Annotated in this window: 27 protein-coding genes; 16 read left to right on the top strand and 11 right to left on the bottom strand. The window is 40.9% G+C overall.

Going from position 1 to position 23,699, the window contains the following annotated elements; all coding sequences use genetic code 11:
* Nucleotides 1–22 precede the first annotated feature (22 nt).
* Complete coding sequence (locus LF822_RS07560) at nucleotides 23–259, bottom strand: YhdB family protein (RefSeq protein ID WP_253923369.1); 237 nt, start codon at nucleotides 257–259, stop codon at nucleotides 23–25.
* 171 nt (nucleotides 260–430) lie between these two features.
* On the opposite strand from LF822_RS07560, the gene LF822_RS07555 reads away from it, so the two are divergent.
* From LF822_RS07555 to LF822_RS07520, 8 genes are all read left to right on the top strand, one after another.
* Nucleotides 431–880, top strand: a complete 450-nt coding sequence (locus tag LF822_RS07555; RefSeq protein WP_253923368.1) for a hypothetical protein — start codon at nucleotides 431–433, stop codon at nucleotides 878–880.
* 61 nt (nucleotides 881–941) lie between these two features.
* A complete protein-coding gene (locus LF822_RS07550) occupies nucleotides 942–1,487 on the top strand; it encodes a YhcN/YlaJ family sporulation lipoprotein (protein WP_253923367.1) in 546 nt (181 codons plus the stop codon).
* A gap of 307 nt (nucleotides 1,488–1,794) precedes the next feature.
* On the top strand, nucleotides 1,795–3,198 hold the full coding sequence (locus LF822_RS07545; protein ID WP_253923366.1) for a SpoVR family protein: 1,404 nt from the start codon (nucleotides 1,795–1,797) through the stop codon (nucleotides 3,196–3,198).
* 132 nt (nucleotides 3,199–3,330) lie between these two features.
* Nucleotides 3,331–4,212, top strand: a complete 882-nt coding sequence (gene dat, locus LF822_RS07540) for a D-amino-acid transaminase (RefSeq protein ID WP_253923365.1) — start codon at nucleotides 3,331–3,333, stop codon at nucleotides 4,210–4,212.
* A 45-nt stretch (nucleotides 4,213–4,257) separates the two neighbouring features.
* Nucleotides 4,258–4,695, top strand: a complete 438-nt coding sequence (locus LF822_RS07535) for a hypothetical protein (RefSeq protein ID WP_253923364.1) — start codon at nucleotides 4,258–4,260, stop codon at nucleotides 4,693–4,695.
* A 274-nt stretch (nucleotides 4,696–4,969) separates the two neighbouring features.
* A complete protein-coding gene (locus LF822_RS07530) occupies nucleotides 4,970–5,980 on the top strand; it encodes a TAXI family TRAP transporter solute-binding subunit (RefSeq protein ID WP_253923363.1) in 1,011 nt (336 codons plus the stop codon).
* A gap of 136 nt (nucleotides 5,981–6,116) precedes the next feature.
* Nucleotides 6,117–6,641: a DUF1850 domain-containing protein gene (locus tag LF822_RS07525; RefSeq protein ID WP_253923362.1), complete on the top strand. Its 525-nt coding sequence runs from the start codon at nucleotides 6,117–6,119 to the stop codon at nucleotides 6,639–6,641.
* Nucleotides 6,634–8,751 (top strand): TRAP transporter permease, encoded by a 2,118-nt coding sequence (locus LF822_RS07520; RefSeq protein ID WP_253923361.1) that lies wholly within the window; start codon nucleotides 6,634–6,636, stop codon nucleotides 8,749–8,751. The genes LF822_RS07525 and LF822_RS07520 overlap by 8 nt, the downstream gene beginning before the upstream one ends.
* 16 nt (nucleotides 8,752–8,767) lie before the next feature.
* Here the strand turns inward: LF822_RS07520 and LF822_RS07515 are convergent, their stop codons facing one another.
* On the bottom strand, nucleotides 8,768–9,403 hold the full coding sequence (locus tag LF822_RS07515) for a YczE/YyaS/YitT family protein (RefSeq protein WP_253923360.1): 636 nt from the start codon (nucleotides 9,401–9,403) through the stop codon (nucleotides 8,768–8,770).
* Between the two features lie 143 nt (nucleotides 9,404–9,546).
* Between LF822_RS07515 and LF822_RS07510 the strand changes: the two genes are divergently transcribed.
* The 3 genes from LF822_RS07510 (at nucleotide 9,547) to LF822_RS07500 (ending at nucleotide 11,746) form a co-directional block, all read left to right on the top strand.
* Nucleotides 9,547–10,314 (top strand): (S)-benzoin forming benzil reductase, encoded by a 768-nt coding sequence (locus tag LF822_RS07510; RefSeq protein WP_253923359.1) that lies wholly within the window; start codon nucleotides 9,547–9,549, stop codon nucleotides 10,312–10,314.
* A 62-nt stretch (nucleotides 10,315–10,376) separates the two neighbouring features.
* Complete coding sequence (locus LF822_RS07505; protein ID WP_253923358.1) at nucleotides 10,377–11,435, top strand: dipeptidase; 1,059 nt, start codon at nucleotides 10,377–10,379, stop codon at nucleotides 11,433–11,435.
* Between the two features lie 32 nt (nucleotides 11,436–11,467).
* Nucleotides 11,468–11,746 (top strand): hypothetical protein, encoded by a 279-nt coding sequence (locus LF822_RS07500; protein ID WP_253923357.1) that lies wholly within the window; start codon nucleotides 11,468–11,470, stop codon nucleotides 11,744–11,746.
* 32 nt (nucleotides 11,747–11,778) lie between these two features.
* Here LF822_RS07500 and LF822_RS07495 read toward each other — a convergent pair whose 3' ends face one another.
* The 3 genes from LF822_RS07495 to LF822_RS07485 all read right to left on the bottom strand — a co-directional run bounded on the left by LF822_RS07495 (nucleotide 11,779) and on the right by LF822_RS07485 (nucleotide 14,808).
* Nucleotides 11,779–13,440 (bottom strand): putative ABC transporter permease subunit, encoded by a 1,662-nt coding sequence (locus LF822_RS07495; RefSeq protein ID WP_253923356.1) that lies wholly within the window; start codon nucleotides 13,438–13,440, stop codon nucleotides 11,779–11,781.
* Nucleotides 13,433–14,155 (bottom strand): ABC transporter ATP-binding protein, encoded by a 723-nt coding sequence (locus tag LF822_RS07490; protein ID WP_253923355.1) that lies wholly within the window; start codon nucleotides 14,153–14,155, stop codon nucleotides 13,433–13,435. The genes LF822_RS07495 and LF822_RS07490 overlap by 8 nt, the downstream gene beginning before the upstream one ends.
* A gap of 152 nt (nucleotides 14,156–14,307) precedes the next feature.
* Entirely contained in the window at nucleotides 14,308–14,808 is a 501-nt protein-coding gene (locus tag LF822_RS07485; protein ID WP_253923354.1) for a GNAT family N-acetyltransferase, read from the bottom strand.
* A 95-nt stretch (nucleotides 14,809–14,903) separates the two neighbouring features.
* Between LF822_RS07485 and LF822_RS07480 the strand changes: the two genes are divergently transcribed.
* Both LF822_RS07480 and map read left to right on the top strand, forming a co-directional pair.
* Nucleotides 14,904–15,455: a sugar O-acetyltransferase gene (locus LF822_RS07480; protein ID WP_253923353.1), complete on the top strand. Its 552-nt coding sequence runs from the start codon at nucleotides 14,904–14,906 to the stop codon at nucleotides 15,453–15,455.
* Nucleotides 15,456–15,541: 86 nt separating this feature from the next.
* Complete coding sequence (gene map / locus LF822_RS07475) at nucleotides 15,542–16,294, top strand: type I methionyl aminopeptidase (RefSeq protein WP_253923352.1); 753 nt, start codon at nucleotides 15,542–15,544, stop codon at nucleotides 16,292–16,294.
* A 199-nt stretch (nucleotides 16,295–16,493) separates the two neighbouring features.
* Here map and LF822_RS07470 read toward each other — a convergent pair whose 3' ends face one another.
* The 4 genes from LF822_RS07470 to LF822_RS07455 form a co-directional block, all read right to left on the bottom strand.
* On the bottom strand, nucleotides 16,494–16,694 hold the full coding sequence (locus LF822_RS07470; protein WP_253923351.1) for a cold-shock protein: 201 nt from the start codon (nucleotides 16,692–16,694) through the stop codon (nucleotides 16,494–16,496).
* 297 nt (nucleotides 16,695–16,991) lie between these two features.
* Entirely contained in the window at nucleotides 16,992–17,192 is a 201-nt protein-coding gene (locus LF822_RS07465; RefSeq protein ID WP_188376689.1) for a cold-shock protein, read from the bottom strand.
* Between the two features lie 158 nt (nucleotides 17,193–17,350).
* Nucleotides 17,351–18,208 (bottom strand): hypothetical protein, encoded by an 858-nt coding sequence (locus tag LF822_RS07460; RefSeq protein ID WP_253923350.1) that lies wholly within the window; start codon nucleotides 18,206–18,208, stop codon nucleotides 17,351–17,353.
* Between the two features lie 18 nt (nucleotides 18,209–18,226).
* Nucleotides 18,227–19,051: an alpha/beta fold hydrolase gene (locus LF822_RS07455; protein ID WP_253923349.1), complete on the bottom strand. Its 825-nt coding sequence runs from the start codon at nucleotides 19,049–19,051 to the stop codon at nucleotides 18,227–18,229.
* A gap of 95 nt (nucleotides 19,052–19,146) precedes the next feature.
* Here LF822_RS07455 and LF822_RS07450 point away from each other — a divergent pair, with 95 nt between their 5' ends.
* Nucleotides 19,147–19,917, top strand: coding sequence for a cobalamin-binding protein (locus LF822_RS07450; RefSeq protein ID WP_253923496.1), 771 nt, complete (start codon nucleotides 19,147–19,149; stop codon nucleotides 19,915–19,917).
* Between the two features lie 85 nt (nucleotides 19,918–20,002).
* Here the strand turns inward: LF822_RS07450 and LF822_RS07445 are convergent, their stop codons facing one another.
* Both LF822_RS07445 and nhaC read right to left on the bottom strand, forming a co-directional pair.
* Nucleotides 20,003–20,836, bottom strand: a complete 834-nt coding sequence (locus tag LF822_RS07445; protein WP_253923348.1) for an MBL fold metallo-hydrolase — start codon at nucleotides 20,834–20,836, stop codon at nucleotides 20,003–20,005.
* A 208-nt stretch (nucleotides 20,837–21,044) separates the two neighbouring features.
* Nucleotides 21,045–22,418 (bottom strand): Na+/H+ antiporter NhaC, encoded by a 1,374-nt coding sequence (gene nhaC / locus LF822_RS07440; RefSeq protein WP_253923347.1) that lies wholly within the window; start codon nucleotides 22,416–22,418, stop codon nucleotides 21,045–21,047.
* A 253-nt stretch (nucleotides 22,419–22,671) separates the two neighbouring features.
* Between nhaC and LF822_RS07435 the strand changes: the two genes are divergently transcribed.
* Both LF822_RS07435 and LF822_RS07430 read left to right on the top strand, forming a co-directional pair.
* Complete coding sequence (locus LF822_RS07435) at nucleotides 22,672–23,397, top strand: AzlC family ABC transporter permease (RefSeq protein ID WP_253923346.1); 726 nt, start codon at nucleotides 22,672–22,674, stop codon at nucleotides 23,395–23,397.
* Nucleotides 23,394–23,687, top strand: a complete 294-nt coding sequence (locus tag LF822_RS07430) for an AzlD domain-containing protein (protein ID WP_253923345.1) — start codon at nucleotides 23,394–23,396, stop codon at nucleotides 23,685–23,687. The genes LF822_RS07435 and LF822_RS07430 overlap by 4 nt, the downstream gene beginning before the upstream one ends.
* The last annotated feature ends 12 nt before the right edge of the window (nucleotides 23,688–23,699 follow it).

The following is a 23,699-nucleotide window of genomic DNA, read 5'->3' as shown; positions in this document are numbered from 1 at the left end:
CTTGTAGAAAGGGTGGCACATTTTACACATAATACTCTGCCTGCATTGTCGTAGCATGGGCATGGTCAATATAGTGTAATAAATTTTCGTGTGATACATATAACGAAGCTTCATGGTTTGGGTAGTGAAAAGCGTGAAGAAAACACTCAATTTTCTTAGCTAGAATGTTATCGCGAGTTCTTACCATAAGGACGAGTAAATCGTCCCACTGGCCCCAGATCATATAGTGTAGAGCTTTCTCGTAGTCATCTGGATACATGAAGTCACATCCTTCTAGGAAAGGAGTGTTTTTATTATCTCCTCGAAGGGTAACTACAAATCAGAGAGTTCTTCACAGTAATGGAAAAATCGACACATAGAAATGATGGATAAAAATCAAATTTTGTCGGGAAGGGATTCGATAGGAACAATGGAAGGAGCAATTGGTTCAATGACAGAAAGGCAGTGGCTTTGGATTAACTTTGGCAGTGTGACAGCTTTTATTTTTTTCATTTTATTATCATTGATTACCGGCGGCCAGGATGCACTGGTTATCATGACTGAGATTCTTGCGGTTCTTGCTTTAATTGTTGCAGGGGTTACAATTGTTTATCATAGAAGTGAAGCCATGTGGGTCGCTGTTGCAGCAGCTGCATACATAGTACCATGGGGTGTTTTTGCTGCAGGATATGAGTTAGCTGTTGAACAAACAACAAGCTATTATCATTTATGGTTTATTTTTTTCTATATAGCTTTTACTGCAGCCGTCGTTTTTTTAAGAAAAAGTTTTAAACAGCTGAATGATGAATTTAAATTATTTCCAGTCTTTTTATTATTTTTTCACGCGATGCTTCTGTTATACATGATCTTTCTACATATTTGGTGGCTGCTGCCTTTTTAATCGCATATTTCCTCTTTTCCTACACATACTACGTGTAACCACGGAAGGAGGGAAGATGAAAATGAAATTAAAAGTATTTACTCTTGGGCTTGTAGCCGTGTTTTCATTAGCAGCTTGTCAGGCTGAACAAGAAGAGGGACAAGATAACGCTGGAAATTATGATGGAGTAGAAAATACGCGTTTTGAACGAACAACAGATCAGGATAACACGGAAGCTCCTCAAAACAGAGAAGAGAACGATCGTGGTATGCAGCATAATACGAATTATGAAGTAGCAGAGCGTGCAGCTGAACGAATCACCAAGGATGTTAAAGGTGTAGAAGATGCCTATGTATTAAAAACGCGTGATAATGCTTATGTGGCTGCTGAGGTAGATGGCAAAGATGGAGAGACAGATGAAGTCTCTGATGAAGTTGAAAAACAAATTACGGATATTGTAAAAGACACTGATCAAGATATTGATAACGTGTATATTTCCACTAACCCAGACTTTGTTGACCTAACGAATAACTACGTTAACGATGTGGATAATGGAGAACCTGTTGAAGGTTTTTTCCGTGAATTTGGCGAAATGGTTGACCGCATATTCCCTGATCAAGAGGGATAATAAAAGAGTCAGGCTTCTCTATACCGAGAACCTGACCTTTTTTGTGCTCCTGGAAATTATAAATTTCGAGCTGTGAATAAACTTTCTTTAAATAGAGGCATAAGCCATCAGCCTTGCGAAAGGGAAGGATACCTTCCTCCAGAAGTTTTGCTTATGCGTTTCTTGTCTGCCAGAGCCTGCGCCTTTGTTTTCCTAACGGTGCTGCTTCTCGTTTCAAAAAATGAAAAAGTGAAAATTACCCCCTCTTTGTTCATTTAGATCGTTTTTCTTCATATAGATAACTATGTAATTTAAAGGAGGGGGCAACTTGAAACCGCAAGATCAAGTTGAATTAGAAAAGGCGATCAACGAAATCACTGAAATAGCAGACGGCTTTGGTTTGGACTTCTATCCAATGCATTATGAAATCTGCCCTGACGATATTATTTATACATTTGGAGCTTATGGTATGCCCACAAGATTTTCTCATTGGAGCTTCGGTAAACAGTACTATAAAATGAAGCTTCAATATGACTTAGGATTGAGTAAGATTTATGAATTAGTCATTAACTCTAACCCTTGTTATGCATTTCTGTTAAATTCCAACAGTTTAATTCAGAACAAATTAATTGTAGCTCATGTATTAGCACATTGTGATTTCTTTAAAAATAACGCACGCTTTCAAAATACGAAGCGGGATATGGTTGAAAGTATGGCTGCCACAGCTGAACGAATTGCAAGCTATGAGAAGAAACACGGTAAAGAAGAAGTAGAATCTTTTCTGGATGCAGTGCTCGCCATTCAGGAACACATTGATCCTTCACTGGTACGGCCTAAATTGACCTGGCAGAAAGATGAACCTGAGGAAGTGAGTAAGAGAAGACGAACCCCTTACGATGATTTGTGGAAATTAGGTGAGTCACCTGAAGAGCCCGTGTTTAAGAAAAGCAAGAAGTTTCCTCCACAGCCTGAAAAGGATTTATTGCTTTTTCTAGAGCAGTTCAGCAGGGAACTCGAGGACTGGCAGTGCGATATTTTAACGATGATGCGAGAAGAAATGCTGTATTTCTGGCCTCAGCTCGAAACTAAAATTATGAATGAAGGGTGGGCTTCCTACTGGCACGCGCGCATCATTAGAGAAATGGATTTAACGAGTGGAGAATCCATAGACTTTGCGAAGTTAAACGCCAGTGTGGTGCAGCCTTCTAAAACTCAATTAAACCCTTATTACTTAGGGTTGAAAATTTTTGAAGATATTGAACAGCGGTATGATAACCCTACAGAAGAAATGATAAAACATGGAGTTCTGCCGGGATCTGGAAGAGAAAAAATGTTTGAAGTGCGTGAAGTGGAGTCAGACCAAAGCTTTATACGTAATTATTTAACGAAAGAATTAGTCAGAAACGAAGACATGTATTTATTTCAAAAACAAGGACAAAAATATAAAATAACCGACAAAGACCATGAAACTATAAGAGATCAGCTCGTCACTATGAGGGTGAATGGTGGATTTCCTTATATAACTGTTGAAGACGGCGACTTTATGAAGAGCGGAGAGCTTTATTTAAAACATCATTATGAAGATGTAGAACTTGATTTAACATATCTGGAGAAAACCATGCCATATATTTATCAGCTCTGGGGACGTCCTGTTCACTTAGAAACGAAAGTGGAGGATCGGGAAGTAGCCTTTAGTTATGGAGGCAAAAGAGTGCAGAAGAAATATTTATAGGTAGAAAAGATAAGGTCATCCTTCGCCGGATGACCTTATTTAGGCAGTTCTTATCGTTGATAAGATTTCATGAATTCAACGACTGTGGTAAACTAGTCGTTACTACAGTAACTGCGAACAGGAGGCATTATGATGAGTGTGTATGATTACGTGTTAACCCAAACAAACTTTGTCCGAAAAGATGATTTGAATTACCCTTTTGAAGAAAGAGGCCTGCAGTTTGGAGACGGCATTTATGAAGTGATCCGCGTATATAATGGTAAGTACTATTTAATAAATGAACATGTGGAACGGTTATATCGTTCTGCAGAAGCCGTAAGAATAGAGCTGCCATTCACCGAAAAGGAAATGTACAGTCATCTGGATGAGCTTTTAAATAAAAATAACATCGAATCAGATGCGAAAGTGTACCTCCAAGTAACAAGAGGATCTGCACCAAGAGATCACTCTTTTCCTTTAAATACAACGGCTAACCTGTATGCTTACGTTCAGGATCTTCCAAGAAAAATGAATATTATGCGAGAAGGCGTAACGACTATTACGGAGCCGGACGTCCGATGGGATTGGTGTTATATAAAAAGTCTGAATCTGCTGCCAAACGTTATGGCAAAGCAGACGGCCAGTGAACAAGGCTGCTTTGAAGCGATATTACACAAAGACGGTGAAGTGACAGAGTGCAGTTCTTCTAACATCTACCTCGTACGGGAAGGAAAAGTACACACTCATCCGGCCAAGAAGAATATATTACACGGCTGTGTGCGTATGCGGGTGGAGCAATTTTGCAAAGAAGAGAGTATTCCTTTTATAGAAGAAGCTTTCCGTGTGGAGGATATTCAATATGCGGATGAACTCTTTCTGTCGAGCAGCACGGCTGAAGTTACACCGATCATTAAGGTTGACGGAAAACCGGTTCGTGAGGGCATGGTTGGAGAGATAACCAGAAAGATGCAGGAGAAATATGAACAGGACGCCGGCATTATAGAGTCCGCCTCGATTTTCGCTAAGGAAGTCTAGGTGTGATATAATAACCCTGCTTATATTAACAGCAGGAGGGTTATCATGAAAAAGATTAACCTTGAGTTAGATGAGAAGCAATATAAAACATTGGTAGAAGCTGTTTTTCTGGGAACCTGGATGGTTAACTCAACAAAATTGGAGCTCGATGAAGATTTTGAAGAGATCCGAGAAAAGATACTGTCGAAGTATAAAGATGCAGGACTCCAGGAAAAAATTAACTATCAGGATGCTTTTGAAGTGCATGATCTGCAAACTGATTATGAAAGAGAACTATTTGAAAAGTATGTCGACGAGTATGAAGAGTTCAGCTTCTGGGATATGCTCATAGAGAAGCTTTCAGAAAAGCAATTGAAAGAGGAATATGGAGATCTCAGTGCTCCTCTGTCAGATGACATGATCGAAAGACGCTTACAAATAGAAGAGGAATTAGGAGACGAACTTGAAGAACGTGGAATTACAAATTTAGAATTGAAAAAATAAGGTTTAGCAAAGGGTGTACTGGTCTGTGCACCCTTTGTTATTTCTTGACAACCACCTGTTAGAAAATTAAGATTACTTTATAGCGAACGTATTAACGTTGTAATCTTTTGATAAGCTGTTTTAAATTTTGTAATTTTCGTGTAAAATAATGTTGTCTCCTGTGTGTGAACTTTCATCACATTAGTGGACCATCATTTGATTTTCAAATTGTACATAACGACGAAACGGTTTGAAGATTAAATGTTGTCATAAAAAAATTAGGGGAGGAATGATCATGTTTAGTAAGAAAAGCTTGTTAACTATCACTATGTTGTTAGCGCTTTCCCTTGTACTCTTTGCCTGTGGCGGCGGCACATCTGATGGCGGCGACGAAGGCGGAGATGGTGAAGAAGGCGGAGCGGATGAGGAATTCATCCAAATCCTGACTGGTGGTACAGAAGGTACTTATTATCCGCTGGGAGGTACTTTTGCACAGGTTATTAATGATAACGTGGATGGAGTAGAAGAAGCGAATGCAACATCAACAGGGGCTTCAGTAGAGAACATGAACTCAATGAGCGAAGGTGATGGTGAGATCGCATTTACGCAAACAGATATTGCTTCATACGCTGCTGAAGGTGAAGTTATGTTTGATGAAGCGAACGAAGATTTCGGTGCGATCGGCACCCTGTACCCTGAAACGATTCAAATTGTAACCACTCAGGACAGTGGAATTGAGTCTGTTGAAGATCTAGAAGGACAAACGGTTTCCGTAGGTGCGCCTGGTTCCGGTACTTATGCAAATGCTGATAACATCCTGGATATTCATGGGTTGGACATTGAAGAAGACATTGAAGCCCGTGACCTTGATTTCGGTGATTCCACTACGGGTATTCAAGACGGAACAATTGATGCAGCATTCATTACTTCTGGTACACCAACAGGAGCCGTTGAAAGTCTGGCAGCTTCTGTAGACGTAAACATCGTCAGTGTTTCAGAGGATAAAGCTCAGGAACTAATGGACGAGTTCAGCTACTACTCTGAAGATGAAGTACCCGAAGGAACTTACGGCTTAGAAGAAGCTGTTCCAACTGTAGCAGTGCAGGCTATGCTTGTTGCCCACAGCGATTTAAGTGAAGATGTCGTTTACGATATTACAAAAGCCATCTTTGAAAACACGGATGCGATTTCTCATGATAAAGGTGAAGAGATTGATGCAGAAAGCGCATTAAATGGTGTAGGAGTAGACCTTCACCCTGGTGCGCAAAAGTATTTTGATGAAGAAGGAATCGAAGCAGAAGAATAAATAAAAGTCTTGCGGGGCTGTCTCAGGTTAAGTTGCTGAAAATGTGATAAAACCTGGGCGCAGTCCCTTCTCATGTATTAGAGTTATAGGAAATAATTGCTTGATTTACTAAACGTTACAGTGCAGGGGATTCATAATGAAGCATCAAAAATTCTACCTTATCATAATAGGCATTAGTTTGGCAGCAGTTGTGCTGGCGGTTGTATGGGCATTTTATCCTTACCGATCAGTAATCACGTTTGAGCCTATAGATCGGCAGGGGTCAAATGCCTATATGCCCATAACAGAAACTGAGCATTTCAAACTTAAATTTACACACTCCGTACATTTATCTGATGTGGTGGAGGAATACGAAGTTAGAGAAGGAAGGCTCTACCCTGTCCAAATGATTTACGAGGATACAGCTATTGGTATGCCGTCGAATGCTGAGGAAGGAGAAACGTTTGAAGTAAAAGATGGAAAGTATTATATTTCTGACTTAAACGGGTTTCATGAGTCTATTAACCTATCGATCGGTCAAGTTCGGGCTGATCACACCATCATATATAAAGAAAAATCTTATCTCTTAAAAGACATACTGGGAGCCGGTTCGTTTATTCGAATCGTTCCTCAACACGTATCGAACTGGGAATTGATGAGAGGAGAGACGCTCGATGAGTGAGGAAAACAAAACGATATCGACCGAAAAACAACAAGAAATTATGGAAAAGTATGACCCGGATGCCGGAGGAAGAGAGTTAACCGGTTGGTTAGGAAGACTCGCATTTATCGGGCTGCTGGCTTTTTCTTTATTCCAATTATATTCGTCTACGATTCACCCGATGCCTGCCCAAATCCTTAGATCCGTTCACGTTGGTTTTGGACTTGTATTAATTTTCTTATTATACCCGGCAACAAAAACGAATAGAAGATTAGGCAAAGTTGCCTGGTATGACTGGATTTTCATAGCAGCCAGCGCGGTAGTCGGCACATACTGGCTGTTCTTTTATGAAAGAATCGTTACGCAGGCAGGATCTTTAACTACGATTGATTTCTATGTTGGCGTAGCTGCTGTATTATTAGTTCTTGAAGCTACCCGTAGAGCGGTGGGCATTCCTATTACAATAATTGCTGTTTTATTTCTTGTCTATGCTTACTGGGGGAGGCAGATGCCGGGCTTCCTAATTCATAGAGGAGTGGACGTGGACAACTTAGTTCAATCCATGTACTTTACAACTGAAGGGATATTAGGGACACCAATTGCAGTGTCAGCTACTTTTATTTTCTTATTTTTACTATTTGGAGCTTTTCTTGTTAAAACCGGCGTAGGGCAATATTTTAACGATCTGGCCGTTGCACTCGCAGGCCGACTGACAGGGGGGCCGGCTAAGGTTGCCATCTTTTCAAGTGCGCTTCAGGGGACGATCAGCGGAAGTTCAGTAGCTAACGTAGTAACATCCGGTGCATTTACGATTCCTATGATGAAAAAGCTGGGCTACCGGCGTGAGTTCGCAGGCGGCGTAGAAGCTGCAGCATCAACAGGCGGCCAGCTGATGCCTCCGATTATGGGAGCGGCTGCCTTCTTAATGGTAGAATTTATCGGAGTCGATTACTGGGCTATTGCTAAGGCAGCATTAATTCCTGCCATATTATATTTTACAGGCATTTGGATTATGACCCACTTTGAAGCCAAGAGGACTGGTTTAAGCGGGATGTCCAAGGAAGAAATCCCTAATAAAAAAGCGGTTTTAAAGCAGCTTTATTTGCTGCTTCCGATCGTAGCTATTGTTATTTTCTTAAGCAGCGGGATGAGTGTAATGCGTGCGGCATTATACGGAATCCTAACAACTATTGTCGTTGGATTACTGCGCAAAGAGAAATTCCGCAAGCTTTATGTTATTGCTTTTATCGCAGGTTTTGCCGGATACGCTGTATATGGAATGACAGCGGGCGGATTTGATTTAGTTCAAGCATTTGTAGTAGGAGGGATGGTTACAGTCCTCGTCAGCTATTTATTTGATGGGAACCTGGCTGAATCCATCGAAGCTCTTGTGGATGGCGCTCGTACCGCACTTGGGGTTGTTGCTGCAACTGCAGCTGCGGGTATAATTGTTGGTGTAGTAACAAAAACAGGACTAGGGCTTAAATTAGCTAATAGTTTGGTAGACTTAGCCAATGAACAAATTCTGCTGACACTGTTCTTTACAATGGTGGCTGCTATAATTCTTGGAATGGGATCACCGACGACTGCAAACTATGTCATCACTTCTACCATTGCAGCGCCGGCCATAATTTTACTGGGTGTAACCGATTTAGCTGCTCACTTATTTGTGTTTTATTTCGGAATCATTGCCGATATTACTCCTCCTGTTGCCTTAGCGGCATTCGCAGCTTCAGGGGTAGCTTCATCAGAGCCGATACGAACCGGGTTTGTGGCGGCTAAGCTGGCGATAGCAGCGTTTATTATTCCCTATATGTTTGTGCTGGAAAACCAGCTCCTTATGATTGGAGTGGATAACGCATTTGAGCTTGCTTGGATCCTATTCACTGCAGTATCAGGAATGATTGCAATTGGCGCCGGTATGGTTGGGTACTGGTACAGAAAAATGGACTGGTATGAGAGGATACCTGCTATAGCAGGCGGGTTGTCCCTCATTTATCCTAGTACGATGAGTGATGTAATTGGGTTGTCAGTATTTGTTGTTCTGCTCGGTCTTCAATTTCTTATTAAGAGAGATAAAATCGGTGTCCCCGTCTATAAGGCGAAACCGTCAAAAGAGCAGGAAGCATAAAGAAAACGTGAATCCGTTATACGGGTTCACGTTTTTTTCTTGCGGAATCTGTCCACATAGCAGCAACGGGTCTGGAAAGCTGGTAGGACCATTGAATAACTGGCCCGAGACCGAGGGCAACTATTAAAGTTCCGATTCCTACCGGTGCTCCTAATAAGAACCCGATAAGAGCCATGCCTGATTCGATAAATATGCGGGAAGTGCTTTTTGACTGCTTTGTTTTCTGATCTAAAATCATCATGAAGTGATCAAGAGGTATTCTTGGAAAAGGAGTACGCAAATAAACAGCAATCCCAACTGCAGTGGCTAAAAGACCCAGAGCGAAAATCCCCCATTGAGAATACCAGGCTTCATATTCCGCATTGCCAAGCCATCCATATAAAAAGTAGTCCAGGCTTGTGCCTCGAACAATAATTGGCAGCAGCGATTCTAATTGAGGACGTTTCTTTTCCAGCTTCGCATTAACCAGCAGCAGAATGATAAAGGCGATCATCATGACTGTTCCTACTGTAATAGGGGTATGCATAGAAACACCTACTGCTATGCTGTCGCCTGGGCCTACACCTAGTCCGGAGCGGATAATTAAGGCAAGGCCAAGACTTGAAACAACTAGTCCTCCTAAGTATATAATAAATAAGTATAAGTATTTCATGGCGGGCTCCTTTGTTCAAAGTACCTGGGTAATCTTTCACAATCATATACGTTAAAGATGTGTATTGTAAAGGTATATACAAACGAGTAGTTTGATCTGGAAATGTCAGGGGAAAGAATAGATGATGAAGGAGGAATTTAAGAATGAAGTATGCCATTGTAACGGGTGATTCAAGGGGACTTGGTGAAGCTGTAGCCTCTAAATTTATGGAAAAAGATATACACGTAATCGGTCTGTCGCGTACCTACAATGATAATCTTAAGAACAAGGCTGATAATAATAAAGTAACTTACTCACATATCCGTTGCGATTTGAATGATTCAGACGATTTGACTCAGGGAATTGATAAGGTGATGTACTTAGCTTTTCAAAATAATGTTGAAATGGTTTATCTTGTGAATAATGCCGGGGTTATCGATCCAATTGAGACTGTAGGGCGGCTGGAAAGCTCATTAGTGAACAAGCATTTACAAATAAATGTAGCAGCGCCAATATTGTTTATGAATCGTCTATTAAAAGAAGCTGATGAACAAAAAGTAAAAGCAGGGATTATTAATGTAACTTCTGGAGCTGCCGAAAAAACAATTCATGGATGGAGTGTTTACAGCAGTGGTAAGGCGGCAATTAATCAATTCACTGCAACATGTGCCATGGAACAAGAAAAAGCGGGGAAAGAGCATTTTGTCATTGCGTTTAGTCCGGGAGTAGTGGATACCGATATGCAGGGCGAAATTAGGGCTTCTGAAGAATCAGCTTTTGCTGATGTTAATAAATTTAAAAAGCTGAAGGAAGAGGGGCAGCTCCGCTCGCCGGATACTGTAGCTGAAGTCTTATTAAATGTAATCTCTAAAGAAAAAACGATTGAGAACGGTAAGGTATATAAGCTGTACGATCTAATTGACAAATCATAAATGAGCTCTTTATTCGGTAAGAAGAAGCAGGCACTCAATAACACCGCAGGGAGGATTTCAGCTTGACTCAATCTTTTTTTGATGGACACAATGACACGCTGCTGAACATTTATATGAATTATAATTCGGACTCGGACATTTTTTTTCAAAGGGTTAGTAAAGGACATATTGATTTTCAAAGAGCCGTGCAGGCCGGGATGCTCGGCGGTTTTTTTGCCGTTTTTCCACCCCCTCACTCCGGGCTTTCTCTGCCTAATCCAGAAGACTACTTAACGACGGACGGGTATGATGTTCCATTGCCTGAAACTGTAGACACAGAGGCGTGCAGAAAGGTTACAGACGAGATGACGGATCTGCTGTATCAGATAGAAGCCTCCTCAAATCATAAGTTCCGTATCGTAAAAAACATATTTGAGCTGCGTAAAGCTATTCAACATAATAAAATGGCTGCTATTCTACACTTTGAAGGAGCCGAAGCAATTAAGCCTGATTTAAGCAACTTAGAAAATTATTATCGAATGGGCCTGCGTTCGCTCGGGTTAGTGTGGAGCCGGCCGAATGCTTTTGCGCAGGGAGTTCCATACCGTTATCCTTCGACTGGAGATATTGGTCCGGGGTTATCGCAAGAAGGCAGAGCCCTTGTCCGGAAATGTAATGAGCTTGGTATTATGCTGGATACTTCTCACTTAAACGAAAAGGGGTTCTGGGATGTAATAGAGTTGTCCACTGCTCCAGTGACGGCCACCCATTCAAATGCATATACTTTATGTCCAATTTCAAGAAACTTAACAGACGAGCAGCTTCAGGCGATTGCAAAGTCTAATGGTGTTGTCGGCGTGACGTACAGCGTAAATATGACTCGCTCTGACGGAAAGATGAATCGTGACACAGCTATACAAGAGGTAGTAAGCCATATTCGTTATATTGCTGATCTAATTGGAGCAGAGCATGTATCTTTAGGTTCTGATTTTGATGGAACCACGCTGCCTAATGAATTAATGGATGTTTCCTACGTTCCTAAGTTGATGGATACTCTTCTTAAAAACGGATTTTCCGAAAAAGAGGTGGAGCAGATTGCCTTTAGTAACTGGTTAAGAGTTTTAGAGGATACATGGAAATAGCTAACCTTGAATAAAAAGTGAGGGGGGATCATTTGATTTGTTCACAACCCATCATATGGGTGAACCGTAAGATCAAAAATAATCAGCAGAATTATGTAGAAGAGTCAGCTTCCGTTGACCTTTATCATGATCGCGTGGTCACTCCTTTTGAAGAGTTCCATCTCAAAGACGTGCATGATGCATCATACCGTCCTTTATCCGGAAGAATTGGATTCTTTTACCTCCATACGATAAGAGGGGTATTCTCTTATCAGGTAACTGATTCTCCATATGATTGGATTGAGAAATATAAGAACATCCAAATAAAATAAGTCAGCGGTTTAATTTCGGCTGACTTTTACGTTTATGAAGCAATGGCGGTGTAGCGTGTATAGATCATTTTTTTTAGGATGATGTGACTAGTCAAAGTAAGCCCGGTGAGGATGACGAGAAGGGAAGCAGAAGTTCCCCAAAGTCCCGTAATAAAAGAAACATTCCAGAGAATAAGAAGGATAATTCCAAATACTACAACTTCTACGATCAGCGCCAGAATCCCAATCATTCTGCCTTTAAATATTTCGCGCTCGTCTGTCCAATTAAGATTGGGCATGTATAAATCCAGCGAGGTGCCGATGACACTTGTTACCCAATTTGTTGTTAAGGATAATGCAAACCATACTAATACAATGCTTAAGGGAAGATCGATAAATATGATTCCAATCACACTTAGAACGATTAATGTAAGTAAATTAATCGTAAAAGCCGCAATTATTTTGCTGTAGATCACTGTACTTGGTTGAATAGGCAGGTATAAATGATTAAACCAGCTTTTCCCATCCCGGGATACTGACGATATTGAAGCGGGATTAATACCGAGAGCAAAAACGGTAAATCCAAGCATGGCAAGGATAATATACTTCTGCTCAGTTCCAGCAAGAAGAGTGCTTAAACCGCCGGCAGATAACCCCCCATTTCCAGTATCAAAAACTACAATAACGATAAATAACACAGGGAAAACCAAAGACTGAACAATAATCTGAGTAAAGAATGTCGGGGTGCGCAGCATCACCTTCATTTCTTTTAACCAACTCATATATAAGATATTCTTTTGTTTGATCTGCTTCGTTACTTTTTTCTCATTCCAGCGATTTTTGGAACCTGCTGATAATCCAAGCACGCCTTTAAAATATAATTTTTGACCTGCAGTGAGGAAAATCATAAATACACCTGCAGTTAAAATGAAGAGAAGAAATAAATAGAAAATGCCTGCAAGGCTGTCCGGCTGTGTTAAACTAATCGAGCTTAAGTAAGCCGAAGGAAATAGGGCTGTTATGATTTCCAGTAATGCATTGCTCTCCATCACCAACTGTCCCAGATCTTCTCCTGCTTGATTAGAGCCTGTATCTAATCGAAGAACAATATTAAATCCGATAATAAACACAAACATAAGTAATCCTGCAAATATTTTAATGCGGTCTTTGTTTTTTGATAGGTTTAAGAAACGCATAAGGTACATAATAACAATGGCTGTCAGTACGAAAGGAAGGACCGGGGTAATCAGCCAGATTAATAAAGCATACAAAAAATATAGAACCCCTGCCCCGCTGTGAAAACCGTAAATAAGCAACGCTGGTCCTAGAATAGCTATATTTGTAATATATAAGGTGATAAAGGGGGCAGCAGATTTGCCAATCATGATTTGATAGGGATGGTAAGGAAGTGAGATAAACGACTCAATATCCTCTGCAAAGTAAAAAGAGCTGATAATCGAACCAATACTTACTATGGTAAAGACAGCAAACATAGAGATAAATAATAGTCCTAAGATGAAGCTCTGATTATTTAAAGGTTCAAGTACATCGTATAACCCCCCGATAATACCGTCCATAGCATAAAAGATCATGATGGAAAAAGGTATGCTGAACAGAAGTAAAAAGAGATAACCGACTTTCTCGCTTGAGCTTTTGCCGGCCATAGAGAACTGCATTTTCAGCATTAGACGAATCAGTTTTAATGTTTTATTCATTTTGTGTAAGCTCCAGGAAAACCTTTTCTAAGTTTTCGTCGTCTTTAAATTGACGTTTCATTTCTGACATTTCGCCTAAGAACTCAATCTGACCATTGTTAATGATAGCCACTTCATCGCAAAGCTGTTCTACCACTTCGAGCACATGTGTCGAGAAGAAGACAATTTTTCCTTTATCTGCATGCTCACGCATCATTTCTTTTAAGGTAAAGGAGGATTTGGGGTCAAGTCCTGTTAAAGGTTCGTCTAAAATCCATACTTCAGGTTCGTGCAGCAAAACACCACAAACCACAATTTTCTGCCGCATGCCGTGAGAATAAGTAAGTATATGATCGTTTAATGCTTCATAGATTCCGAAATTTTTGGTCAGGTAATCAATTTTTTCTTTTCTCATATCAGTAGATACGCCGTAAACGTCCGCTATAAAATTTAAATACTCCACTCCTTTTAACCGAAGAAAAACGTCAGAGCGGTCAGGGACATATCCTATTTTATATTTAGCTTTCAGTGGTTCAGTGGAAATGTTGCTGCCGTTTATCGTTATCTTTCCTTTATCTATGGGAAGAATGCCTGTCATCATTTTGATGGTAGTCGATTTCCCTGCTCCATTTGGACCTAAAAATCCAAAGATTTTTCCATTATTTACTTGAAGTGATAAGTCGTTTACGGCTGTTTTCCCGGGAAATTGTTTCGTAATGTTTGCAATTTCAATCATAGCAATCCCCTTTGTTCTTTATTACGTCCTCTAAAGTTATATCGCTTAAATAAACAAAACATGTCTAAATGGTTTTAATTTTGGTTTCATCTTGACTGCTTACTATAGTTACTTAGTAATACGAGTAAAAGTGCTGAAGGTTTCAGGAGGTTTTATATAAAATACTCCATCCACTGTTCGTCTAAATAACGGTCATGTAACTTAATCGCATGACGTTCCGTTGCAAACACGCGAAAACCTAATTTCTCGTATAATCGAACAGCGGGCTTATTGTTTGTAACGACTCCGATCTGTATAATCTCTATTTTAAATGAAGAAGCTTTCTCGATAAGCTCCTTCATCATCTTTTCTGCAGTACCGCTTCGACGATGAGCAGCCGTAACATAAACCCCTACTATCGAGCCTTTATGCAGACATTTGGGATGTCTTTCCTGTGTAAGAGTAGCAATCCCAACTAATTGATCTTGATCGAAGGCGCCAACTGTCTTTGAGTTTGGACTGTCTAACCGTTCAGCTGTAAAGTTAATCGGATCGGGCCGCTGTTTTTCCTGCTCGTAAGTAGTTAGAAATGCGTCCGGGTTCGTTAAGAGCGCTTCCAGCCTTAGTTCTCTATAAGCTTTTGCATCGTCACCTGTTAATAATTTTATATTCATGCTATCACCTCTCCTAATTGTTCTAAGGTTAGCGAATCAGTATGGTAAAGTAAAGAAAGAAGACAATATTTAATATAATACCAGGGGGATAAAAAATGACTGAAAAAGAAAAAATGCTTACAGGAGAACCTTACAAGTCTTGGGATGAAGAGTTGGTTTACGAACGTCAAAGAGCAAGACAGCTTTTATATGAATATAATCAATCTAAAGTAACTGACAGTCATTACCGGGGGCAGCTGCTTGCAGATTTGCTGGGATCGAGCGGGGAGGGAGCTTTCATTGAGCCCGTGTTTCAATGTGATTATGGTTATAATATTCATGTTGGTGATCACTTTTTCGCTAATTTTAACTGTGTATTTTTAGATGTGTGTCCGATTAAGATAGGGGATCGGGTAATGTTTGGTCCTAACGCTCAAGTATATACAGCAACTCATCCTTTAGGTAAGGAAGAGAGGGCGACAGGTCTTGAATCTGCTAAGCCAATTACAATCGGCAATGATGTATGGATAGGAGGCAGCGCAGTAATTAACCCGGGTGTGACGATAGGTGATGGAGCGGTGATTGGGGCAGGAGCTGTTGTTACGAAAGATGTTCCACCGAATGTGTTTGTCGGCGGGAACCCTGCAGCTATAATAAAAGAGATTTAAACGGCTGCACTGGTTTTGTTCGGAATTTTTCGTTATGATACTAGAGGGAAATAGGATATAGAGTTAGGTGAAGAGAGGGATCGCGTATGATTAAAAGAAAAAGTAAACGGGAAATTGAATTGATGCACGAAGCAGGTAAACTGCTTGCAGGAGTTCATAAAGAATTAAGAAGTTTTATTAAACCTGGGGTAACAACGATGGAAATCGAAAAATTCGTAGAGAGATATTTAGAAATGCATGGGGCCAAGGGGGAACAAAAAGGGTATCAAGGCTATGAGTTCACCACCTGTGCTTCAGTCAACGATGAGATCTGTCATGGGTTTCCCCGGGATGAAAAGCTGAATAATGGAGATATTGTAACGATTGACATGGTTGTTAATTTAAACGGTGCCCTGGCAGATTCCGCCTGGACTCATCCTGTTGGAGAAATCAGTGAAGAAGCTGAGAAACTGCTGGAAGTGACGAAAACTTCATTGTACAAAGCAATTGAACAGGCCAAACCGGGAAACCGTATTGGAGACATAGGGCATGCCATTCAATCGTATGCGGAAGGGGAAGGTTATTCTGTAGTTCGTGACTTTACCGGTCACGGAATAGGAGAGACGATTCATGAGGATCCATACATCCCTCACTTCGGAGCAGCTGGAAAAGGAGCTCGTTTAAAAGAGGGAATGGTGGTTACAATTGAACCTATGATTAACATTGGGACGTACGCGAATAAGATGGATGATAATAACTGGACCGCCCGTACTCTCGATGGTTCACTATCCGCACAATTTGAGCATACCATTGCAATTACAAAAGAAGGAGCTCTTATATTAACAGAGCAGGAAGAGTAAACAATACCATATACGGGAGCATGTTTTAAGGGCTTGTGGAAAAATACCGCAAGCTTTTTTTCTTGACGTCGGGAGCGATGCTGATTACCTTTTTGCGGAAGAACTTCCTGGCAGCCTCGCAAACGCGACTCTGCTCCCTCCTAGTTTGAGACAAATCATGACCAAAAAAAAAGCTCCCGGGACGGGAGCTTTTTTTGAATTATGCTTTTTGAACGTTAGCAGCTTGAGGTCCGCGTTGACCTTCTTGAATTTCGAAGCTTACAACTTGACCTTCTTCAAGAGACTTGAAACCTTCTTCTTGAATAGCAGAGAAGTGAACGAATACATCGTCTTGACCTTCAACTTCGATGAAACCGAAACCTTTTTCTGCGTTAAACCATTTAACTGTACCTTCTACCATGTAGAATACCTCCTGCGTGGAACTATGCTCCACATTGTATTACTATTCTTGCTCTTCACACAATCAAGACGAAAATTACTTTGTAGCAACTTCTTTCTTTGAATCGTATCCGAACAACAATAACTAAAATTAGTATAACAAATTGCGCATTTAAATGATACAATTTAGGGAATAATTTTCATTTATTATTCAATTGCGTTTATAAAATTAAATGAGCAGCGGTCCATTTAGATCCTGTGGGTTCGTAATTCTAAGTGCATAAAAAGACTCCCGTTCGGGAGTCTTTTTAAAAGGTCATTATGCCTTTTGAACGTTAGCAGCTTGAGGTCCGCGTTGACCTTCTTGAATTTCGAAGCTTACTGCTTGTCCTTCTTCAAGAGACTTGAATCCTTCTTCCTGGATAGCAGAGAAGTGAACGAATACGTCGTCTTGACCTTCAACTTCGATGAAACCGAAACCTTTTTCTGCGTTAAACCATTTAACTGTACCTTCTACCATGTAGAAAACCTCCTGCGTGGAACTTAGCTCCACAATGTATTACTATTCTTGCTCAAGTATTCAATCAAGACGAACTCACTATTACGTAACCTTCTCTGTTATGAATCGAACAACAATAATTAATACAAGTATAACAGGTTGTATGAGAAATGCAACCCCTACTCCTGAGATTGAATATATTTCGCCTCTTCCATGATTTGATATAAGGACTTTTCTATAAGTGTCGTTAATCTCTCTTCAGGAATAAATAATAGTTCTGGCAGAGTATATCCTCTTTTTAAGAGGTGCTCAACAACGCACCATCCGACAAAGCCTGCTTCGTTCTGATATCCTGATGCACCAGTCCCCTTGGTAAAAGAATAAATGGCTTTATAATCTGAACGACGCAAATGAGGGAAGATATTAATCATAATACGTGTCGGTTCAAGCTGACATTTTTCCATCCAAGGATAGAGACCGGTACCAAGAGCCTCAGAAGTGATGACTCGATTGGATGTATGTAGAGCCAGTCCTTCCAGAAAAATGACAAAAGCGATATTGGCAAGCCGAGCAGGATTAACTTTTAATTGATTAAGGTATACGACTTTAACTAACTCATTTGCGAAGTGGACATCGTTCCATTCTCTTTCTATTGGAAAATAAAGAGTATACGATTCGTTATCCTCTTTTTCAATGAATGGATCGGTTTCAAAGTCTCCTACAAAGAATATCACGGTGAGATGCAGTGGCTCATAAGCTTGGAAGTGTTCACGAATAGTTGAAACATAGTGGTAGATCGATTCTTGATCTGGTTCAAAATTACGAATATGTGAAAGGGCTGCTTCATATTTAGGAAACGCCTGGTTCAGCATTTCCTGAGCTAATTGTTCTCTCTGTTCTTCTCTTCGGAAAGGATTGAATCCGTAGTACTGTTTCCAGATAGTATATCGCTTCTCCTCTTGAACCTCTGCAGCTTGAGCCTGCTCATAAAACGCTAAAAATTCATTTTTATAATGAGATATCTTGATGGCATCCACATTTATCCCCCTCATTCTCTATTGAGTTATAAAATCAAGACGTTTTCTCCACACATTTGAAGCGTTTTTTCCTATCCATATCAGGTGACTGTCTGATTTAACATCATAAATTTCACAATTTGGCACGGTTGATTGAAGCAGAACAGCATTTGAATAGTCAACACTTCGGTCTTTTTGAGTGTACATTCCTAAAACGGGTACTTTTATCTCGTCCATATTATGGGCGTTTTGCTGGATATCGAGTAAAAAACCCTTTCCGGATTGAGATGTAGCCAGCATGTCATAAATGAAGCGTCGATCATTTGAAGAAAGGTTGTTAAGATAGTCTTCTACGGAGTCGGTTGTCAGAGAACTCATGATCTGTTTTATGGCAATGTTTGGGGAGATTCTTAAGAGAGTTCGTAAACCTTTCCATACGAATTTTTCTCCCCTTCCAAACAGCAATCGAGCTTTAGTCTGCGTTTTTTTAGAAAAAGGAGTAAGCAGAGCCGCTTCCATAATGAGCTTATTTACACGATGATGATGGTGGGCTGCCAGCGCAATACCTGTTGGTCCGGCTGCTGAAACAGCAATTACTGTCACCTGGTCAATTTTTAAATGATCGAGAACTTCAATAATGGTGTGGGCAAATTCTTCAGGCGTATGCCCCGTAGAAACTTCAGTGTAATCATAGCCGGGTCTTGAGATTGTTAATAAGGAGTATCCTTCATATACTAAACTATTGTGTGACAAGTCAGTATTCCTTGTGCAGTGACCGCCTTTTAGCAGGAGCAGTACGGGGCCGGCGCCCAGGAAAGAATACTCGACCAATCCTTTAGAAGTATCTAACAATGCTGACGTCACACTGTTCACCCTTTCTATCTTTTTTCTTATCCTAAATATAAGCTATAATGAGAGAAATTGAAACATCAGACGATTCTGAAAAAAGAGGTGTTATTATTCGAATTGTGTCGATTTGCCCAAGCAATACTGAAATTATAGCTTATCTCGGTAAAACCGATATGTTGATTGGTGTCGACAATTATTCTGATTACCCAGAGAGCGTGCTTGAACTGCCCAGACTGGGACCGGATCTCTCTATTGATTTGGAAAAAACAGCAGAGCTGAAACCAGACCTTGTGCTTGCTTCCCTAAGTGTGCCTGGTATGGAAAAGAACATCGAAGGTTTAAAGGAGAAACAGATTCCTTACATCGTACTTAATCCTCAATCTCTTGAAGAAATTGCACAGAACATAAAGAGAGTAGGGAAAGCCATTGGGTATGAGCAGCTCGGAAAAGATAAGGAGAAACAATTTTTGTCTGAACTAAACCATTATAAGAAAGAAGCAGAACAGAAGGATCGAAACGGTCCGTCTTTGTATTGGGAATGGTGGCCAAAACCAATCTTCACACCAGGCGGGCCAAATTGGTTAACAGAAATTAGTGAGCTGGCTGGAGGGTACAATATTTATGCTTCTGAAAAGGAAGCTAGTGTTCAAACGGATTGGGAGGATGTAAAGAATCGTCGGCCTGATCATATTTGTATGGTATGGGTAGGGGTTAAGGAGGAGAAGATGAATCCAGAGATTATTAGAAAGCGTCCAGGCTGGAGCGAGTTATCTGCGGTTCAAAACAACCGGATTCATGTTTTGGAAGAATCACTTTACTGCAGACCCAGTCCTCGTTTACTAGAGGGGTTGAAAAAATTAAAAATAATAATGAATCATTAACTACCCACTATTTACAACTCTAAGAGAGAGTCTTTTATTAAATTACGAAAAATGAAAGAGACCGTTTGGTTTTACCGGTCTCTTTTTAATGAATTTTCTTGTCATGGTTAGGGATGGCAAGATCTTTAAAGTTGAAGGCAAGGTGACTAAGCTGTTGCTGCAGGTTCTCCCCATCCATTGGCAGCCCGTGCCCTGTGAGTGCAGTTACCGGGTTGAGAGCAGCAAGTTTTTTTACAGATCGCTCGGCTTCCTGCCAGTCTGGGGTGAAATATGCTGGAGGGCCGTGCACATGCTGGTGCTGTATAAATACAGCCATACTGGATTCCTGTTTCACTGTGATAAACGCATCTCCCGCAATCAAGGTACGGTCGCGGTCACGAAATAACGCTATATGTCCAGGAGTATGCCCGGGCGTATGAATCGTCCGCCATTCTTCTAAGAATGGAATGGTTCCATCGTCAGGCAAAGGGTGAACCCACTTTTTCAAGTTAACAGGATCTGTAGGAAAAAAGGGAGAAAGTATAGAGATCAGGCCGCCGCCTACTGTTGAGTTTCCTACTGGGTAAGACCGCTTACCTGTTAAATAATCCATTTCTTTTGGGTGTGCATAGATGGGAACATCGTAATGCTGCGCTAGCTTTTTAGCAGAGCCAATATGGTCAAAGTGTCCATGAGTGATTATGATTGCTTTTGGAGGTGCCGGGCCAAACCGTTTTTCACCAGCTTCAATGATCCTTCTTGCATAATGATTGATTCCACAGTCTACAAGAACCCAGTCCTTTGACCCGGCTTCTCCAATAAATCCCACATTAACCATTAATGTTCGGTAATAAGCTAGATCATTTAATACTTCATCAGCCTCTGCGTGACTCAAATCATAGTATCGATCCTGAGGAAGCTCGTGATCTTGATCCTTCATTTTCTTCACTCCTTTTCAATAGTTTGGATGGGGAGGCTTTGTTCTATTCGCAGCAGTAGAATGAATAAAGAAAACCCGGCATTCAGTTAAGGCAGAAAAAGGGCTGCTGCCGGGAGAATGAAAAAGAATTAGTCTCTCTTCGTCTTTTCAGTTGACAATTATTGTCTTGTCCCGGACCAGCGGAACTATATCCGGTTTTGTTTTATGATCACGCTTTTGTTAATGTTTTCCCTGTCAATCCATATAGTATGGTTAACAGAGGACATAAGAGGCAGAAAAATGCGAATGGCAGATAATCGATCACAGCTATATCTAAGACATCAGCCAGAAAAACACCACAAACGCTCCATGGAACGAGCGGGTTAATCACCGTTCCTGCATCTTCTAATGTACGCGATAAATTTTTACGGGCCAAATGGGCTTTTTCATAAAAATCCTGATAAGCTTCTCCTGTTAAGAGAATCGATAAATATTGCTCACCAATAGCTATATTGATCCCTATAGCCGTCAATGCGGTAGAAAGAACAACTGAACGGGCAGAAGTTAACGCATGCTGAACCTGTTTTAAAATGGAGGGGATCAAACCCGTGACAAAAAATAATCCTCCTAAAGCTAAAGCGAGAAGCACAAGAGAAATTGTAAAGAGCATCTCGTTTATCCCCCCGTTTGATAACAGTTCATTGACCATTTCATGGTTGAAGTCCCTGGTAAACCCATTAAACCAGGAATTCCAAAGTTCCGGCCATGTGAGAACACCTCGAATACCAGCAATGACTGTGGCAGTGACACTTGTTAAGGCCAGAGAAATGAACGCAGGTTTCCTGTCTAAAGTAAGTCCTGCCAGCACAATGAGCGGAATCCATGAACTCCAATGAATCAACTGAGTAGCTTCAAGCTCTCTTTGAAGTACAGCCAGCTCCTCACTCTGTCCTGATGTGGAAGGCGACATAATTCCAAAACCGATAAAGCTGATGATGAACGCCGGAATTGTGGTCCAAGCCATATTCTTTATATGCTCAAATAAGTCAACATTCACGACTGTTGAAGAAAGATTGGTTGTATCCGACAAAGGAGACATCTTATCTCCGAAGAAAGATCCGGAAACAACTGCCCCGGCTGTTACGGCCAGGGAGAAGCCCGCAGAAGCAGCTGCCCCCATAAGTGCTACTCCTACGGTAGCAGCAGTCGTAAATGAGCTTCCTAAAGCAACGCCGACGAGGGATGTAATAGCAAATGAAACAGCGAAGAACCATGGACCTTCAGTTAATGTGAAGGCTGAATACATAAGAACTGGAATGGTTCCGCTGGCCATCCAGCTTGATATTAGTATTCCGATAAGGAAGAATAGCAGCACTGCCCCTAATCCTGTGTGAGCACCTTGAGTCATACCGTATTGTAAAGTAGAAAATGTGAACTTCCGAACCGTCCCGTAGGTAATCATTATTAAGATACCAAGTAGAAGTGGAATATGTGGAACGGTTTCCAGCCCGATAATAAAATAACTGGTTATCGTCATAATTAACAAAAGTAAAGATATTGATTCTCCTGCTCCCGGCAGGTGTTTTGGACTTAAATGAAACATAATAATTCCTCCTAAACATAATAAAGAGCCTCGTCCCAGGTGATTTGGGACAAAGCTCCACTCTATCACTATTCCCTGATTAATGGCGGGAAGTCTTTCAATTTTATTAAAGTGGTCTTTTTTGCTTGAACGCTTTTGCGTGCTGAAGTGTCACTAACAAATAGTAAAACAGAACCTCATGGATGTCAATGCGTTTTCAATCTAATTTGAATCGGGTATAATAGTGGAAATTTGAAGAAAGGAGAGGTGTACGATGAATTCACAAGCTGTTGAAATGCCTTCTTATACTCGGCTGGATATGGTGCGAAAAGGCGTAATAGCTGGATTCCCTATTATGCTTGGATACATCCCCGTTGCGCTGACGTATGGGGTACTGGCGGGACAATCGGGTATGACGAACGCCGAACTTACGTTAATGAGCGTTCTTGTCTTCGCAGGGGCGGCCCAATTCTTAGCGGTGAGTATGGTGGCTGCCGGAACAGGAGCTGTAGAAATTATTATCGCTACCTTTGTATTAAACTTCCGTCACTTTGTGATGAGCCTGTCCTTTATGAATCGTATAAGGTCGATTACCCTAAGAGCAAAAGTTCCGTTATCCCTTGGTTTAACAGATGAGACGTTTACAATGTCTTCTTTACATAAACGGGAGGCGAATGAAGAATTTGGAGCTTGGTTTTACGCTTCGTTAATGCTCACTGCATATTTGTCGTGGGTGGGAGGTTCTTTCTTAGGTGGAGTCTTAGGTGATGTGATTCCTCCCCGTTTAAGAGAAAGTATGGGAGTAGCTTTATACGCTATGTTTATTGGTCTTCTAATTCCATCTGTGAAAAAACATTTCAGAATCGCTTTTATTGCCTTATTTGCTATGATTATTAATTACCTTTTTCAGCTCTGGGGAATGAGTCAAGGCTGGGCCATCGTATTAGGTACTCTGATCGGCGGCCTTAGCGGTATATGGATTCTAGAGGATGACATATGATTGTTTGGATGATCATTGGAATGGCTGTTGTCACTGCAGTTCCTCGATTTCTGCCAGCATTTATCGTGGATCTTATCAGTTTTCCAAGATGGATAGACCGCTGGTTGAATGCTATTCCTTATGCTGCTTTAGGTGCCCTCATCTTTCCGGGGATTCTTTCTGTTAAACCAGAGGCACCGCAGGTTGGGATTACAGCTGCTTTAGTAGCAGGGGCTCTGGCATGGTTAAATTTAAATATAATTGTTGTGGTGCTGGGGGCCATTGCTTCCGTCTTTCTTATGACTTTTTAAGCACGCCGATCA

Source organism: Halobacillus sp. A5, from assembly GCF_024189315.1.
In the GTDB taxonomy this organism is placed as follows: Bacteria; Bacillota; Bacilli; order Bacillales; family Halobacillaceae; genus Halobacillus_A.
Note: the sequence above shows the minus strand (reverse complement) of the source record. Positions and strands in the feature narration are given on the sequence as shown.

Excerpts from the sequence above, each read along its gene's own strand:
- LF822_RS07550 (WP_253923367.1), top strand. The coding sequence starts at position 942 with ATGAAATTAAAAGTATTTACTCTTGGGCTTGTAGCCGTGTTTTCATTA.
- LF822_RS07435 (WP_253923346.1), top strand. The coding sequence starts at position 22,672 with ATGAATTCACAAGCTGTTGAAATGCCTTCTTATACTCGGCTGGATATG.
- LF822_RS07430 (WP_253923345.1), top strand. The coding sequence starts at position 23,394 with ATGATTGTTTGGATGATCATTGGAATGGCTGTTGTCACTGCAGTTCCT.
- LF822_RS07485 (WP_253923354.1), bottom strand. The coding sequence starts at position 14,808 with ATGAATATAAAATTATTAACAGGTGACGATGCAAAAGCTTATAGAGAA.
- LF822_RS07525 (WP_253923362.1), top strand. The coding sequence starts at position 6,117 with ATGAAGCATCAAAAATTCTACCTTATCATAATAGGCATTAGTTTGGCA.
- LF822_RS07530 (WP_253923363.1), top strand. The coding sequence starts at position 4,970 with ATGTTTAGTAAGAAAAGCTTGTTAACTATCACTATGTTGTTAGCGCTT.
- LF822_RS07555 (WP_253923368.1), top strand. The coding sequence starts at position 431 with ATGACAGAAAGGCAGTGGCTTTGGATTAACTTTGGCAGTGTGACAGCT.
- dat (WP_253923365.1), top strand. The coding sequence starts at position 3,331 with ATGAGTGTGTATGATTACGTGTTAACCCAAACAAACTTTGTCCGAAAA.
- LF822_RS07470 (WP_253923351.1), bottom strand. The coding sequence starts at position 16,694 with ATGGTAGAAGGTACAGTTAAATGGTTTAACGCAGAAAAAGGTTTCGGT.
- LF822_RS07520 (WP_253923361.1), top strand. The coding sequence starts at position 6,634 with ATGAGTGAGGAAAACAAAACGATATCGACCGAAAAACAACAAGAAATT.
- LF822_RS07560 (WP_253923369.1), bottom strand. The coding sequence starts at position 259 with ATGTATCCAGATGACTACGAGAAAGCTCTACACTATATGATCTGGGGC.
- LF822_RS07445 (WP_253923348.1), bottom strand. The coding sequence starts at position 20,836 with ATGAAGGATCAAGATCACGAGCTTCCTCAGGATCGATACTATGATTTG.
- LF822_RS07465 (WP_188376689.1), bottom strand. The coding sequence starts at position 17,192 with ATGGTAGAAGGTACAGTTAAATGGTTTAACGCAGAAAAAGGTTTCGGT.
- LF822_RS07490 (WP_253923355.1), bottom strand. The coding sequence starts at position 14,155 with ATGATTGAAATTGCAAACATTACGAAACAATTTCCCGGGAAAACAGCC.
- LF822_RS07515 (WP_253923360.1), bottom strand. The coding sequence starts at position 9,403 with ATGAAATACTTATACTTATTTATTATATACTTAGGAGGACTAGTTGTT.
- nhaC (WP_253923347.1), bottom strand. The coding sequence starts at position 22,418 with ATGTTTCATTTAAGTCCAAAACACCTGCCGGGAGCAGGAGAATCAATA.
- LF822_RS07535 (WP_253923364.1), top strand. The coding sequence starts at position 4,258 with ATGAAAAAGATTAACCTTGAGTTAGATGAGAAGCAATATAAAACATTG.
- map (WP_253923352.1), top strand. The coding sequence starts at position 15,542 with ATGATTAAAAGAAAAAGTAAACGGGAAATTGAATTGATGCACGAAGCA.
- LF822_RS07480 (WP_253923353.1), top strand. The coding sequence starts at position 14,904 with ATGACTGAAAAAGAAAAAATGCTTACAGGAGAACCTTACAAGTCTTGG.
- LF822_RS07495 (WP_253923356.1), bottom strand. The coding sequence starts at position 13,440 with ATGAATAAAACATTAAAACTGATTCGTCTAATGCTGAAAATGCAGTTC.
- LF822_RS07510 (WP_253923359.1), top strand. The coding sequence starts at position 9,547 with ATGAAGTATGCCATTGTAACGGGTGATTCAAGGGGACTTGGTGAAGCT.